At 57.8% G+C, this 15,817-nt stretch carries 10 protein-coding genes; 9 read left to right on the top strand and 1 reads right to left on the bottom strand.

The genetic code is table 11. The annotated features are described in order from the left end of the window. The first annotated feature begins 51 nt into the window (after positions 1-51). Both BMZ79_RS19910 and BMZ79_RS19905 read left to right on the top strand, forming a co-directional pair. The gene (locus tag BMZ79_RS19910; protein ID WP_371263764.1) at positions 52-924 is read left to right on the top strand and encodes an ABC transporter permease; all 873 of its coding nucleotides are present in this window, start codon (positions 52-54) and stop codon (positions 922-924) included. Then, the gene (locus BMZ79_RS19905) at positions 924-1,724 is read left to right on the top strand and encodes an ABC transporter ATP-binding protein (RefSeq protein ID WP_090642870.1); all 801 of its coding nucleotides are present in this window, start codon (positions 924-926) and stop codon (positions 1,722-1,724) included. Before BMZ79_RS19910 ends, BMZ79_RS19905 begins: the two co-directional genes overlap by 1 nt. A 203-nt stretch (positions 1,725-1,927) precedes the next feature. On the opposite strand, the gene BMZ79_RS19900 is transcribed toward BMZ79_RS19905, so the two are convergent. Next, entirely contained in the window at positions 1,928-2,806 is an 879-nt protein-coding gene (locus BMZ79_RS19900) for an AraC family transcriptional regulator (protein ID WP_090642867.1), read from the bottom strand. 255 nt (positions 2,807-3,061) lie between these two features. Between BMZ79_RS19900 and BMZ79_RS19895 the strand changes: the two genes are divergently transcribed. The 7 genes from BMZ79_RS19895 (at position 3,062) to BMZ79_RS19865 (ending at position 15,694) form a co-directional block, all read left to right on the top strand. Further along, complete coding sequence (locus BMZ79_RS19895; RefSeq protein ID WP_177222226.1) at positions 3,062-5,962, top strand: carbohydrate binding domain-containing protein; 2,901 nt, start codon at positions 3,062-3,064, stop codon at positions 5,960-5,962. Between the two features lie 244 nt (positions 5,963-6,206). Further along, positions 6,207-7,958 carry a sensor histidine kinase gene (locus BMZ79_RS19890; protein ID WP_177222225.1) on the top strand — a complete coding sequence of 584 codons (1,752 nt, stop codon included), beginning with the start codon at positions 6,207-6,209 and terminating at the stop codon, positions 7,956-7,958. After that, positions 7,955-9,331 (top strand): helix-turn-helix domain-containing protein, encoded by a 1,377-nt coding sequence (locus BMZ79_RS19885; protein WP_090642859.1) that lies wholly within the window; start codon positions 7,955-7,957, stop codon positions 9,329-9,331. Before BMZ79_RS19890 ends, BMZ79_RS19885 begins: the two co-directional genes overlap by 4 nt. 156 nt (positions 9,332-9,487) lie before the next feature. Then, positions 9,488-11,245 carry an extracellular solute-binding protein gene (locus BMZ79_RS19880; RefSeq protein WP_090642857.1) on the top strand — a complete coding sequence of 586 codons (1,758 nt, stop codon included), beginning with the start codon at positions 9,488-9,490 and terminating at the stop codon, positions 11,243-11,245. A gap of 87 nt (positions 11,246-11,332) precedes the next feature. Next, entirely contained in the window at positions 11,333-12,232 is a 900-nt protein-coding gene (locus tag BMZ79_RS19875; RefSeq protein ID WP_090642854.1) for an ABC transporter permease, read from the top strand. Between the two features lie 19 nt (positions 12,233-12,251). After that, positions 12,252-13,142, top strand: coding sequence for a carbohydrate ABC transporter permease (locus BMZ79_RS19870; protein WP_090642852.1), 891 nt, complete (start codon positions 12,252-12,254; stop codon positions 13,140-13,142). A gap of 497 nt (positions 13,143-13,639) precedes the next feature. Further along, a complete protein-coding gene (locus tag BMZ79_RS19865; RefSeq protein WP_090642850.1) occupies positions 13,640-15,694 on the top strand; it encodes an AAA family ATPase in 2,055 nt (684 codons plus the stop codon). The last annotated feature ends 123 nt before the right edge of the window (positions 15,695-15,817 follow it).

Genomic DNA, 15,817 nt, shown 5'->3' with positions numbered 1-15,817 from the left:
GTGCTAATCGCATTAACAGGAGCGGTAGAGCTGGGGCTGCTGTACGCCTTGATGGCGCTCGGCGTCTATATCACGTTTCGCATATTGGATTTCCCCGATTTGACCGTAGACGGCAGCTATACCACGGGAGGCGCAGTTACCGCGATGATGATCACGCACGGGCATAGCCCGGTTATCGCGACGCTTTGCGCGTTTATCTGCGGTTTGGCTGCGGGCGCATGTACGGGTTTGCTGCATACGAAGGGCAAAATCAACGGCCTTCTTGCCGGTATTCTAATGATGATCGCGCTGTATTCGATTAATTTGCGCCTGATGGGAAGGCCGAATATCTCGCTCCTGCGCTCGGATACGTTGTTCTCGGCGATCTCGGATAACCGCGCCGCGTTCATCCTTGTGCTCGTGGCCATGGTGCTAGTCGCAAAGTTGCTGCTTGACGCATTTCTCCATACAGACCTGGGTCTGGCGCTTCGCGCGACCGGCGACAATGCCCGCATGATTCGCAGCCTGGGCGCAAATACCGACACGGCTAAAATTCTCGGTGCCAGCCTCTCCAACGGGCTCGTGGCTTTGTCCGGGGCGCTCATAGCGCAGGAAGGCGGCTTCGCCGATATTGCCAGCGGGGTCGGCACGATCGTGCTGGGCTTGGCTTCCGTCATTATCGGCGAAGCGATTTTCGGTTTCCGTTCGGTGTTCCAAGCCACGCTTGCGGTTGTTCTGGGCTCCGTCGCGTATCGGATCATCCATGCGTTGGCGCTTCGCATCGATCTGCTGGATGCGTCCGATCTGAAAATCATGACGGCGCTAATTGTCATTGCGGCCTTGGTCATTCCGACCGCAAGGCGTGCCATAAGACAGAAGTCGTTAGCCCGCAGGCGAACCGAAGAGCTGTTGGGCGGGGCAGGCAATCAGGGAGGTCGAGCGTAATGCTGGAAATCGACCACGTATCGAAGCTGTTCAACCCGGCGACGCCGGATGAGAAAATTGCGCTTATGAACGTTCGGCTGAAGCTGAACCCCGGCGATTTCGTGACGGTCATCGGCAGCAACGGGGCAGGCAAATCGACGTTGATGAACATCATTTCCGGCGTCATGAAACCGGATGTCGGCGAGGTGCGCATCGGCGGTAAAGCGATTCAGCAGCTGCCTGAGCATGCGCGCAGCCGATGGATCGGACGCGTGTTCCAGGATCCGCTGGCAGGCACGGCCCCGACGATGTCGATCGAGGAGAATTTGGCGATGGCGTACAGACGCGGCAAGAAGCGGGGACTTGGCTGGGGCGTGAACGCTTCCCGCCGCAGGCTGTTTCGCGAGCAGCTGAACCGCCTCGGCATTGGGCTGGAGGAACGGCTCAGCGCCAAGGCAGGCCTGTTGTCCGGCGGCGAACGGCAGGCGCTCAGCCTACTGATGGCGACGTTCACGCAGCCGCGAATTCTGCTGCTGGACGAGCATACGGCAGCGCTTGATCCGGCGCGCGCGGAGCTCGTTACGGCGCTGACGGAAGAGATCGTCCGTGAGACGAAGCTGACGACGCTGATGGTCACGCATAACATGGAGCAAGCCATTCGCTTGGGCAATCGCTTGATCATGATGGACAAGGGACGCATAATTCTGGACATTCCGGAATCGCGGAAGGGCAGTCTCACCGTCTCGCAGCTGCTCGGCGAATTCGAGCGGATAAGCGGTAGCCCGCTATCGGACGATCGGATCGTCCTAGCTGAGCGATAGAGCAGAGAGAAGGCTGTTCGTCCGCTGGAGGCGGCGACTGCCAACGCGCCGGACCGCATTTGCCAGGCTGCAGCTTCCATCATGCGAACCATGACCGTTCCGTCGAAGTACGACATCCGCTAAAGCTCATTTGAAGGCCGCCGAAGAGGCGGCCTTTTTTATGGCATCGCGATGACACTTGCCCTTTTGTTTGTCCGCTTTCGTTAAGGAGCCGATTTCATACGCCTATAAGCGGTCGGCGTGGAACCGGCCAGCTTGCGGAACGTCCGGTAAAAGCTTTTCAAATCCTTGTAGCCCGTGGCATACGCGATTTCCGATACACCCAGGTCTGTCGTTTCTAACAACAGACAGCTTTTGGCGATCCGCTTGTTTTGCACGTATTCGAGAAACGTCTGCCCCGTCCGTTCCTTGAACAGCCGGTAGAAATGCCGGGGACTCATGTCTGCCTTCGCTGCCGCCTTCGCCAGGGATACGGGCCCATCGATTTGGAGATCGAGCCATTCAAACGCGACATCGAGCTGCTTACCGGCATTCCGCTGGCCAGCGGAGGCAACCCGATCCCGCTGAAACAGCTTGACGTGCAGCAGCAGCAGCCAACCCGTGAGCGCGGTTTTGCACCCTGCTCCCCGAAGTGCGTATTCCGTAAACATGGTGTGGAAAATAGCTCCGATTTGTTCGCTGCGATCCGAGAAGGCATACCAACCCTTGTCTTGTACGCCCTGCCGGGGAACGCCCGTCGCAGGACAGAATGGGAGCGAAAGCTCATGCAGATCCTGAAGCCGCTTCAGAAAAAGGGGATCGATGACGCAATTATAAACAACGAGTTGCGGCGACGGCGGTTGACCGATCGGCCGCAGCACATGCGAGGTGCCGACGGGCAGATAGAATACGTCGCCCCTGCGAACGCGGACGAGTTCGTCCTCAATGTAATGGAAGCCTTCGCCTTCCTCGACATAGACGATCTCCACGAAATCATGAACGTGCTGCTCGATGTAGAACCCTTCCTTCGTCCGGGTAACATGAACCGGCAGCCCTTCTGAAAACAACGTTTTCCATTCCAATACACGTTTAACGGGCTTCATCGCATCCTGCCTCCAGTCGGCGATTTTGTCATGAACTGCCCATGAACTTGTCCTGTTCGGCAACCTTGCATCACACTGTCTTTCATTATAATGATGGATAGACAGAAGAAAAGCGATATCAAAGCCGAGCGGCGAAGGGGCGTGATGGTGGCAGGCGGGCAAGCGATGAAAATTGAGAACAATCGGAGTTATGGGACGGGAATTCGCTAGAATGAAAGCGCAAACATGATTGATAAGACGAAAGGAAGGATTCACGTGAACAAACGCATACGCATGGCCGTTCTTGCAACGCTGCTGCTGCTCATGCCGGTGAACGCCACGGCACTCGACGCATTCGCCGATGCGACGGCGAATGAAACGTACGGCGCCAACCTCGTTCCGAACGGCGATTTTGAGAGCGGCGATATCGCCTGGCCGAACTGGACCAACATCGCGATAGGCCAAGGCGGACAGCACGAAGGCGTAATGGCGCTGAAAATCACGGGCGGATTCGGGGTGTCGGGGCTCGATTTCGGCGCGCTGGAGCCAGGCCGCATGTATCGTTTCGGCGCCTGGTATAAGTACGAGAACGGTGAAGCCGGCGGCAATTTGAAGCTAACGCTCGGCAAGAGCTTTTCGCGGCAGCTCGATTTCAATGAAACGGACGGCAGCTACCACTATGCCGAAATCGAGTTCACGGCACCGGAGGAGCTGACGAAGCTGTCCAACTCCAATCTGACGCTCGTCAAATGGTCGAATTCGGATTTCTACCTGGACGACGTGATGCTGCAGAAGGTCTCCACGGCCGAGGAGCTGCGGAAGGAAGCAATATCGCCGTCATTCCTCCATTCCATCGATAATACGGAAACCCGCGTCGACCTAGCTTGGGACGCACCGCAGGAGAAGGATGGCCTGACGTATACGGTTTACCGGGACGGCAAGCCGATCGGTCAAACGAGCGGGGTGACCTATGCCGCGGATGGGCTGCAAGCCGGACAAGCCTATGCGTTCAAGGTCGCTGCCGAGAAAGAAGGTCTGTTGTCGTTCCCGACGAATACCGCGGCCGTGCAGACGAGTACGCCGCTGCCGGCGCTGACGAAGGCTATCTACCCCGGGCAAATCGGTGTCGGGCTTGAGGGCATCGGCGGCCGCGGCTTCGAATTTGCGGACGCCGCGAAGACGCTTCGTGCCTGGTCGAAGCCGGACGGCTCCGCGGTCGTGAAGACGGACGCCGACGGCTGGCCGCTCGAGGATGCGGCGACGGTCTTCTTCGATCACCGCCCGGTGGCCGCCTGGCTGAACGAGATCGACGATCCCGAAAGGAGGATTCCCGATATAAGCGGCACGTACAAGCTTTCCTTCAAAGGAAAGGCCGTGCTCGGGAACATGGATCCCTCCAGCCCGTTCACAATCGCCAATCAACGTTACGACGAAGCGAGCGGCACGACGACGGCGGATATCACGCTGCCCCAAGGCGGGGGTCTGCTCTATGTCAGCTTCACGCAGACGGTTGGCGGCGTTCGCGACGTGAAGCTGATGCGGCCGGGCTATTCAGCAGACGGCGGCGAGCTATTCACGCGCGAATTCGTACAGGCGCTTCAGCCGTTCGGCACGCTTCGTTTTATGGATTGGCTGAGCACGAACAATAACAACCCGTCCTATCCGGCCAGTACGGAATGGCAGGACAGGAAGAAGCCGACGGACGCTACCCAGCTGGAGCAGAACGGCACGAAGGGCGTCGCCTGGGAGTACCTCATCGCGCTCGCCAACGAAGCCCATAAGGATATTTGGATCAACATTCCGGCCGCTGCCTCCGATGATTACGTACGCGAGCTTGCCATGCTGCTGAAGGAGAAGCTCGATCCGCAGCTCGCTATTTACGTCGAGTATTCGAACGAGGTGTGGAACGATCTGTTTAGCCAACAGGCTTACAATAAAGCGGCCGCCATCGCGGAGGGCGGCGCGGGCTCCGATCTGAGCCGTTACGTCATGACCTCCTATTTCGACGACCCGAACGATGCTTCTTATGCGCCGGAGCAGCGCTCTTGGGCGCGCCACCGCGTAGCCAAGCGGGTCGTGGACATCGGGCGGACGTTCCAGTCCGTCTTCGGCGAGGATGCGCTGAATACCCGGATCCGGCCGGTGCTTAGCTGGTTCGTGCTGTTTCCCGACCAATACGAGGATATGCTGAACTGGGTCGACAAGACGTACGGCGATCCGAGAAACTTCTTCTACGCGATCGCGACCGCGCCTTACTTCAATTCGTCCGAAGCGAGCGACGCGGCGTCGAAGACGGAAGTACTGACCGCAATGCAGGCGGATAGCGCCCGCCGGGGCTTGCCGGAGGACGGCAAAATGAAGCTGATCGATCTCGCGGCGCAATACGGGCTCCATTCGTTCACATATGAGGGCGGGCCGGATTCCGGCGGCGGCAGTACGATTAACGTCGCGAACCGGATCGCCGCCCATCGTTCGGAGCGGATGGGCGACCTCGTAACATACGACATCGGCAACAATTTTCTCGCCAAGGACGGCGACATGTTCATGTACTTCACGCTGACGAGCGGCTACAGCCGGTACGGCATGTGGGGAGCGACGGAGGACCTCTTCGGCGGCCTCCAGACGCCGAAATACCGTGCGCTCGAGTCCATGCTCGGCACGAACGCGGAGCCGTTCTCGGACGTGCCAGCAGGACATTTCGCCTCCGAAGCGGTGAAGACGCTGTACGCGAACGGAATCGTGGGCAGCGGAGACGGCCGCTTCCAGCCGAATAAGGCGCTGGAAGCCGGCGAGCTGGACGACCTGTCGGCGAAGCTCTCGAGGTTCGCCGACGCTCGGAACGGCGCCGAGGGAACGGCGGACGCGGCAGCATCCGTGCCTGCGATGCAGGCGGCCGCAGGCGGTTCTGGTTCGTCCCATGCGGCGGTTAGCCGCGAACGGCTTGCGGCGGGATTGATGCGCGTGTACGAGGCGGAAACAGGCCGGACGATCAAGCATCCGGACGCGGTCAGGCTGCAGGATGGGAAACAGGTTTCGGACGGGGCGCTTGCATCGGTCGAGGGCGCGATCGTAACCGGGATGATGACGGCAGACGAAGGGAGATTCAGACCGAAGGCGTCGGTTAGCCGGGCCGAAGCGGCGGTTGCGCTAGCAAAGCTGCTCGGGTATATCCGATAGGTTGCAGCGCAGTGGAGGACCCCTCGGGGTCCTCCTCCTGCTGTGGCACGACCGGAAAAGCGGTGTTCGAGGTCGGATGATGCATGAACGTCTGAACACATCATGTCAGGGGAGCGCCTGTTGTTTTTGCACGAGCCGTATCGCGCTTGCGCTGCGGGAGGCAAGAGCCATTCGGACAACTTGCGACTCTTGCTGTTGCTCATTCTGAATACGCTTTCAATCATAATGCGAAGGGATGACGTTTATGCGTTTCGGTCGTTTCGGCATTCCGCTTCCGCATTCGCTGAAGTTCCGCCTAATTGCTGTGCTTCTCCTGGCTGCCGTCATACCGGTTTCCCTGATCGGCGGCATCTCCTATTACACCATCTACAATTTGCTCTCGGGGAAGCTGGAGAAGGGCATCCATAGCACGCTGAACCAAGAGAAGACAAGCCTTGACGCCACGCTCAGCAATCTGGATTACGCTTCGCAGCAGCTGGCGCTGATCGGCGATATACGCAACCGTTACGAGGCCTACATCCACCGTAAGGACCCGCTGGAACGTAGCGAAATCGAGAAGGACGTCTATAAATATACAACGATCGTCAATTACACGAATCCCGATCTTGGATTCATGAGCTACTACCTGCCGGATGACGGGTCCTTTTTGTTCTCCAACATGAATGTGAATCCGGAGCTGCATATCCTTCAGTTTCCCCGCATTGCAACACCGTACGCCGGGCTCGAGTTTCTCGGTCCGCACCGGACGCTCTATCCATACAGCGACAATACGGTGCTCTCCGTGCTGCGCACGGTCGGCGGCGGGGCCGGCGAGAAACGCATCGCCGTCTATATCGAGACGAATTTCAAAGTGTTCAGCGACCGGTTGAGCCGCATTCCATACGGGCTGCCGATTAAGCATGTGCTCTTAAACGCAAAGGGAGAGGCCGTATACAGCGAGCAGATGGACGTGTTCCCGCTGAATCGCCAGGCCGATCTGAAACGGGCGAAAGGCCGCTCTTATTTCGCGAGCGGAGAGGATGTCGTGTTCGCTGCCGAGGGCAAAGCCGGCTGGACGCTGCTCACGGTAATCGCGCGCAAGGAATTTTTTCATGAGACGAACGAGTGGATCGCGAGATTCGCCGCCGTCGGCTTGCTTTCGATCGGCGCTAGCCTGCTTCTCGCCTGGTTTATCTGGCGGACGATTTACCGGCCGCTCGTTCGGCTTAACCGGTATTTGCAGCATACCGCCGCGACCCTCTTCAATGAGCCGATTCGCAAGACGGGCGTCACGGAATTCGACGAGCTCCTCGGCACGTTCGGCTTCATGAAAGGCGAAATCGTGGGCCTGCTGAAGGAAATCGAGCTGAAGGAACGCAATAAGCGGGATTTGGAAGTGGAGAAGCTGTTGTACCAGATCAATCCGCATTTCATCCATAACACGCTTAATACGGTGCAGTGGCTGGCGAAAATGAACGGCCAAAGAGACATTTTCGAGCTGGTGTCCTATTTCATCGAGGTGCTGGACTACAATCTCGGCAAAGAAGGGAAGGTCGTTACGATCCGGCAGGAGCTGAAGGCGGTCGGCGATTACGTGAGCCTGCAGCGGATCCGGTATCAGCATGCGTTCCGCGTCGACTTCGAAGTTGAGGATGACACGCTCGATATTCCGTTTCCCCGCTTCCTGCTGCAGCCGCTCGTGGAGAACGCGCTGTACCATGGCTTCCATAACAAGGACGGCTTTATCCGCGTGACGATTGCTCGGGAGAAGGACGGATTCGTCTGCGTACGGATCGCCGACAACGGCGAGGGCATGTCGCAGGAGAAACGGAGCCAGTTGTTTGACAAGCCGGCGGACGCAGCGAAGAAAGCCGGACTCGGCATCGGACTGGCGTATGTGCAGAATACCATCCGCTCCTTCTACGGCGAGCAGTACGGCATGCAGGTGGAGAGCGAGCCCGGTGTCGGCACAACGATTACAATGCGGCTGCCGGATGAAACCGGAGGGGAACTATGATCAAGACGCTGTTTGTGGAAGATGAATATTTTGTCCGTCAAGGCTTTGTTCACTCGCTTCCCTGGGAGAGCTACGGCATCCGGATCATCGGAGAGGCCGACAATGGGGAGGCAGCGCTTCGCTTCCTGCGGGAGCGCGAAGTCGATTTGCTGATCACCGATTTGACAATGCCGGTCATGTCGGGGCTTGAACTGCTGCTCGAAGCGAAAGAACGTTATCCCGGGCTGCCGGCCGTCGTACTGACCTGCCACCGCGACTTCGACTATATTCAGGAGGCGCTCCGGCTAGGGGCGCTGGACTATATTGTGAAAACCCGGCTCGATACGAAAGAAATCGAACGGTCGCTCGGCCGAATCAAGGGCCGGTTGATGGAGCTGCGGGCCGCTATACGAAAGCAGGACGCGGTGCTGCTGCTCGCCCCCCTGCCGGATGCGCAGCCGGACTGGCCGGATCGCCTGCGCGCCGAACTTGGGCACGGCTTGGCGCGGGCGGGCGAATCCGGCTGGCACATCGCCGAACATCAAGGCGAGGCGGCGAACGAGCGGATCGCGGCCGAGGCGGCGGCAGGAGGCTGGTTGGCCATCCAAGTCACGAACTGCCGCGCCGATGAGATTCGGGGCATGGAAAAGCCGCTCGCGGATGCAGTTGCGCAGACGTTGCCATATCGTTGCCAGTCCGACCGCGGTCTCTTGACGGTCTCGCTCGCCGATGCGAAGCGGCGGACGACTAAGCAGCGCGCAGACAGCTTGGCTGACATCGAGAAGCGGTGGCAAACCTACGCCTGGGTGTTCGCGGAGCATGAGTTTCTGGAATGGTCGTCCCAAGTGCGGGAGGGCGAGCCGCCGATCCGCAGGCTTGGCGAGTTTCTTACGGAGACGCTGCACGGTTGGTCGCTCAGCGTAGGCATGAAGGAAGCAGGCCTGCCGGCTATTGCCGCGCCTGCCTTCTCCTGGGAGCAGTGGATGGAGCTGCTTCGGCAGGCGCGGTCGGCGCTCGGCCGCCGATTCACGGAGCTGCATTATTCCAAGGAGATCTATGCGTGCGCTCTGAGGTCGCTCGATATCATACGCGCGCAATTGAAGGACGGACTGCACCAAGGCGAGGTCGCACGGCTCGTTGGTCTCAGCCGCAGCTACTTCAGCCAGGTGTTCAAGGAGACGATCGGCATGTCGTTCAACGAATACGCGCGCGCTTGCAGCATTCGTACGGCTCGCAAGCTGTTGGCCGAGACCGATTATCCGATTTATTGGATCGCGGAACGTTCGGGCTTTCAAGACGAACGGTATTTCAGCCGCGTATTCCGCGCATGTACCGGCCTGCTGCCTTCCGAATTTCGGGTTCGGCAGACCCATGGCCGGAAGCGAACCGATTAATTTTGTCCGAAGGCCGTGTGAAATACGTCCGATCCCGATCGAACCGGAAACGGATTTCGCCGTCTCTCCGAACGGTCTTCCCTGATCGATGGACAGCGGAATCGGGTAAGCTGGACTCAGCTCTTCCACATTCTGAATAGAAAGAAGGGGTAGGCCATGAAAAAGCTGCGCGCGGGCCTTGCGCTGACGACGGCGGCGCTGCTCGTCCTGTCGGCGTGCTCGAATGCGAACAACGGCGGGAACGGGGGGACGAACGCCAACGCCGGCGGCGGTGCCAGCGGAACCGGCAACGTACAGGCGTCCGGCGCCACCAAAGAGCCGGAGGAGACGCCGGATCCGTTCGGTAAGTATGCGGAGACGCTGGAGCTCAGCGTTATCTACGACCGCAACCCGGAGTCGGAGAAATCGTTCATTCCGGGGAGCACGTACGAATCGAACTGGACGAACGATTTTTGGCTCGACAAGTTGAACATCAAGCCGGTCGTCAAATGGAGCGCTCCGTCCGGAGACCAGTTCAACCAGAAATATAACCTGATGTTCGCGAGCAACGACCTTCCGGATGTTTTCATCCTGAAATCGACCGATAACAAGCAGTCCGCCCGCAGCATGCTGAAGCGTCTCGTCGACGCCGACATGGTCGAGGATTTGACGGACGTCTATGCGAAGTATGCGTCGGACGAGGTCAAGGAGTACTATCAGACGTTCGAGAACAAAGCGCTCGATTACGCCGCCTTCGACGGCAAAATGTACGGTTTGCCCTCTCAGGGCGACACGTATGCGAACGTACAGATTTTGTGGGTTCGCCAGGACTGGCTGGATAAGCTCGGTCTGCAGCCGCCGAAGACCGTCGACGATCTCGTCGCCGTCGCCAAGTCGTTCAAGGAGAAGGACCCGGACGGCAACGGCAAAGCGGACACGATCGGCCTTGCGATGCAGAACCAGTTCATGGACCCGTCGTTTACGGACGCCGTCTCGATCTTCAACGCTTATAACTCGTTTCCGAAAAACTGGGTGAAGGACGGCGATGGCAAGGTCGTCTGGGGCGGCATTCAGGAAGAGACGAAGAAGCCGCTGCAGGTGCTGGCCGACATGTACAAGGAAGGGCTGCTCGATTCGGAATTCGCGCTGAAGGACGGCAACAAGGAAGCCGAGTTGATTACGTCGGGCAAGGCGGGAATGCAAATCGGCTCGTGGTGGAACGGCAGCTACCCGCTGACGTTCAACATCGACAACGATCCGAAGGCGGACTGGAAAGCCTATACGCTGACGACCGACAATACGCTCCACGCCGTCATGGATTTCCCGACGAATCAGTTCCTTGTCGTGAAGAAAGGGTTCGAAAACCCGGAAGCGGCCGTGAAAATATTGAACTTCGCCACGAAGTCCAGCCATTCCGGCTACCAGGAAACGGTGGACCGCCGCAATGAACTGGACACCCAGTACGGGCGCGACAAGGTCGATGCGCCAACGATCATTCCGAACTTCGGCATCGCCTATCTCGATACGACGTTGCGCAGCGTCAAGCTATTTGAGGATATTTTCGCCGGCAAGGCGAAGGTGGACGATCTGACGGTCGGCGAGCGGCAGATCTTCGAAGGCTCGCTGCAACCGAACCACGACAACCCGCGCAAGGACCCGGGCAAGTACAAAGATTACATCAACTGGATGTCCGCGCTCTCGGCGATCGCGCATTCCACGCTCGATATCAAGTGGAACGCCTTCAACGGCTCGACGCCGACCTACGATGCCAAGATGGGCTCGCTCATGGACAAACAGCTGACGGCGTTCACGAAGATCATTATGGGCAAGGAGCCGATCGACTACTTTGACGCGTTCGTCAAGGAGTGGAAAGCGCAGGGCGGCGATCAAATCACGCAGGAAGTGAACGACGCGGTCGCCAAAGAAGGCAGCTAACGAATACATTCCGCTTGGCCGGCTGGCGGCAGGTTTAGAGCCTGTCGCCAGCCGCGCCCAAACGGCGGCAGGAGCGTGGACGATAGGATGACGAAGCTCTTCAAAAACGATCAATTTCATTATCACATCATGCTGCTACCGATTTTTGTCTTGTTCATCCTGTTCCATGTGCTGCCCATATACGGCATATTGCTCGCATTCAAGCATTTTATCCCGACGAAAGGGATCGTCGGGTCGCCATGGGCGGGACTGGAGCATTACGAATTTCTGATGCAGAATCCGGAGATCTGGCGCGTGCTGCGCAATACGCTTCTCATTTCGGTCGGCAAGCTGATCACGCTGCTTATTCTCCCGATCGTGCTCGCGCTGATGCTGAACGAATTGCGCGTCAAATGGTTCAAGCGATCGGTGCAGACGATTACGTACTTGCCGCATTTTCTATCGTGGGTCATTCTGGCGGGGATCTTCCGCGACATTCTATCGACCCATGGCATAATCAACCATCTACTAGAGTCGATTTTCGGATTGAAACCGATTATGTATCTCGGCAGCAATTTCTGGTTCCGTCCGATCATCATCATCTCGAACATGTGGAAGGAAATGGGCTTTTCGACCATCATTTATTTGGCCGCTCTTACGAGCATCAATCCTGCTTTGTACGAAGCGGCGGAGATCGACGGGGCGACCCGCTTTCAACGCATCTGGCACGTTTCCATTCCCGGCATCGCGATGGTCATCGCGCTGCTGGCGACGCTCAGCTTAAATGGCATTCTGTATGCGGGCTTCGATCAGATCTACAATTTGTACAACGTCATCGTGTACGATACCGGCGACGTTATCGAAACCTGGGTCTTCCGCAACGGCCTGGTCGGCGCGCAATACGAAATGGGTACCGCGGTCGGGCTCGTTAATAGCGTGATGGGGCTGTCGCTGATCGCGCTTACGTATACACTGGCCTATCGGTTTGCCAACTACCGCATATTCTAGCCCGGAAGGAGAACAACGCATGATTATTTCCAAGTCGTTCGGTTCACGGGCATTCGATGCTGCGTTGATATTGATTTTGACGGTCATCTCGGCGGTGACGTTGTTTCCGATTTTGCATACGGTCGCGGTCTCGTTCAGCAACCCCGCCATCGCCGGTTCCGGCACGATTACCGTGCTTCCCAAGGGGCTGTCGCTGAGTGCGTATACGCGCGTCCTGGACGACAAGCAGTTCTTCCGTTCGCTCTGGGTGTCGGTGGAGCGGATCGTCATTACGCTGGCGCTCGGCACCGTCGTCACCTATTTAGCCGCGTTCCCGTTCTCCCGGGAAACCCGAGACTTTCGGATGCGGAACGTGTATCTCTGGCTGCTCTTGATTGTCAGCAGCTTCAACGGCGGCATCATTCCAGGCTACATGAACGCCAAAAACCTCGGCTTGTACGATAATTTCTGGATTCTTGTCCTGCCGTATTTGTTCAACTTCGGCAACATTCTGCTCGTCTTCAATTTTTGGCGTAACCTGCCGAAGGAGCTGGACGACTGCTCGAACATCGACGGGGCCGGTCCCTGGACGAAGCTGACGCATATTTACTTTCCGCTGTCGCTGCCGGTGCTGGCCACAATATCGCTCTTTACGATCGTCAACACATGGAATGAGTATTTCCAGGCGATCGTCTTTATTAACAATCCGCATCTGATGCCGTTGCAAACGTACTTGCAGCAGATCGTGGTGACGATCGATCCGACGCGTCCCGAGGATATTTCGAAGGCAGGGGGTTCATTGTCGGAAATATCGAACCAGACGCTCGATGCGGCAAAAATCTCGCTGACGATGCTGCCGATCTTGTTCGTGTATCCGTTCCTGCAGCGGTACTTTATTCACGGCATAACGCTCGGATCGGTGAAGGAGTAGACACTGCTCGCCGGAAAGCTAAGCCGGGTCGCCCGAGGCGTTGCTGTTCCGACATTTGGATCGTGATACAGCGAATTTCAAAGCTCCGCGCTTGGATAAGTTAAGCGAGCGGGCCAGCTAATAAATAAGGAAAAACCCGTGTAGACCGATGTCCTTCAGCGACATCGGTTTTTTGCGGATAAGGCCGTGGATGGAGCGAAAGCATTAGGGAGTGCGTTGAAACATGATTATGTCTTAATCGTATTGGATATCATGCTTCCGGGGGCATGAACGGCCTCGATGCGTGCAGGCAACTGCACCGGGTTGAACAAATGCCCTATGGAACGTCGGAGGAATTGAACGTCCACTTCCTGCCGAAGTTTAGGACGGCATCAAATTTGGCCGCGTTAAAGGAAGTTTTCCGTATTCCGACGAATCCTTTCTTCATCCGGGACGGCAGTCTTGAGCATGATTCCATGTTCCGGGCTGCCGTTCGTTGCATACTAAGGGGGGAGCGAATGCGGACGATCGACGACCTGTTATCGGAAGCCTGGAAATCGCATTTTGTCGGCAGAAACCGCGAGTTGGAGCGAATGCGGCGGATTACGGACGGCAGCAGCGCGTGGCAGCTGCTTCACGTTTACGGTCCGCTTGGGATCGGGAAGACGTCGCTGCTTAAGCGTTTCGGGGAAATGCAATACGGCGGAAAGCCCGTCCTCTACATCGACGGCCATCGCGACGGGTTCGAGCAGCCGGACGCGTTCATGGATCAGCTGGCCGAGCAGCTGGAAACCAAGGCCATCGCGGACGGCAAGCTGTCCGTCGCGGAGGTGACGGCGCTTCTCTCCAAGCTCGCCGACGAGGCGGGCGGAGTTGTGCTGCTTCTTGACGGGTTAGATCGCTGCCGGCCGATCGAGGAATGGCTGCGGGAGCAGTTCCTTCCGAAGTTATCCTCCCAGATCAACGTATTTACGGCCGGTCGCCTTCCTCTTGGCGGAAGCTGGCTTACGGCCTCGGGATGGACAGGGCTGGCCGCCAATGTCCCGCTTCCGCCGCTTCGCAAGGAAGAATGGCTGCAGTATACGTCGTCGGTCGGCATTACGGATTTCCGGCAGCTGGATGCGATCGGGCGGCTAGCGGCCGGCATTCCGCTCGCGCTGTCCATTGCTTGCCAGGCGATTCGCCAAAGAAGCGTAGACGAATACCGAAGTCCGTCATGGCTCCGCAGCGTATCGCAGGACATGGAAACCGCGCTTTTTCAAGACAGCCGGCTTTCTGCCACAAACTTAGGTCTTTTGCCCGCGGCTTCGCTGTTTTACCGCTTCGACCAAGAGCTGTTGGAAGAGGTTCTGGATAGGAGGCTAGACGACGACGAATTCCGGGATTTCTGCAAAACCGCGTATATTTCCGTGAAAGCGCCGAACGGTTGGACGGTCGTTGACGGATTCAGGCATTGGTTAAGAAACAACCTCAAGGAACGGAAGCCGGAGACCTACAAGGAGCTGCAGCGAAGAGCCTGGACAGCTCTTGAGCGCAGACTGGGATCGGCCCGCGGCACCGGCGATGGCCAGGAGCTGGAGCTTTGGTTCGAGCAGCTTTACTTGAACGACAACGAGTTCCTCCACCACTATACGGTATACGGGAACGATGAACGGTATGAAGTCCGAAGCGCCGCCGAGCAAGAACTCCCGCTGCTGCAGCAGATGTATACGGACAGCTTTGCTTCGCTTAGTCCTTATATGAACGACGATACGCACCAAGAACAGTACCTGCCGGAAATCTGGAGCCTCGAACCGGACAGCATCCATGTCATGTGCAGACAGGGGGCCATCGACGGGTTTCACAGCCTGATTCCATTGAACGAGCGCACAAGGGCCGTATTCGCCCGGAATCCGATGACGCAGCCGTACATCGGCTGCACGGAACCGGAGCCGGATGAATATTTGTTCTGGATCGGCGCGACGCGTTCTCCGATGGATCCGGAAGTCATCGGCTATATGACGCGCCATATCTTCTTCCCGACGGTCCGGGGCAAATTAGCCACGATCATCATTCCGATGCCGGATGTCGTCGAAGCTTACCGCTATTTCGGCTTCAAGCGGATCCCTTGGGCGGAATGGCGTTCGCCGGGCGGACTTCACTTCTATGCGGCAAGGCTGGACTGGAGATCAGCAAGCATTGATTCCGAAGGAAGGCCTTCCAGTAAGGGCCACCCTTACAACCTGCTGAACGAAGAAGACCGGATCTTGCTCATCAAGCAGGCGCTGGGGCAGTACCAGGCGCTCAAGCGCGGAAGGGAGCTTGACTGCGGGAACAACCCGCAGCTGCGGCTTCGCCCGAGCCGAGGCTGGCCGGAACTGCTTGAGGAAGGGCTCAGGAGCATGGCGGACGGAACGCGGCTTGACCGGTCTCAGGAACGGGTGCTCCGCATGGTGTATATCCAGAAGGCCGGTTCGCACGAGGCCGCCGCTTCCCGCTTGGATTTGCCCTTATCCACCTATTTCCGGTATTTGAAGAACGGGCTGAAGCGGCTGGCGGCGTGCATAGAGGAATTGAGCGCGGAGTGGGAGTGAATCGGTACCGTTTTGACATGGCGGGTGGCAGTTGCGGACCTATATAGTTGGGTTAGACCGAGACGAGCGACCGACGGAATCAGGGATGCCAAGCGGTCGATATTGATATGGGTCTAATTCGAT

This window comes from Paenibacillus sp. UNC496MF, from assembly GCF_900113915.1.
Taxonomy (GTDB): Bacteria; Bacillota; Bacilli; order Paenibacillales; family Paenibacillaceae; genus Paenibacillus_Z; species Paenibacillus_Z artemisiicola.
Note: the sequence above shows the minus strand (reverse complement) of the source record. Positions and strands in the feature narration are given on the sequence as shown.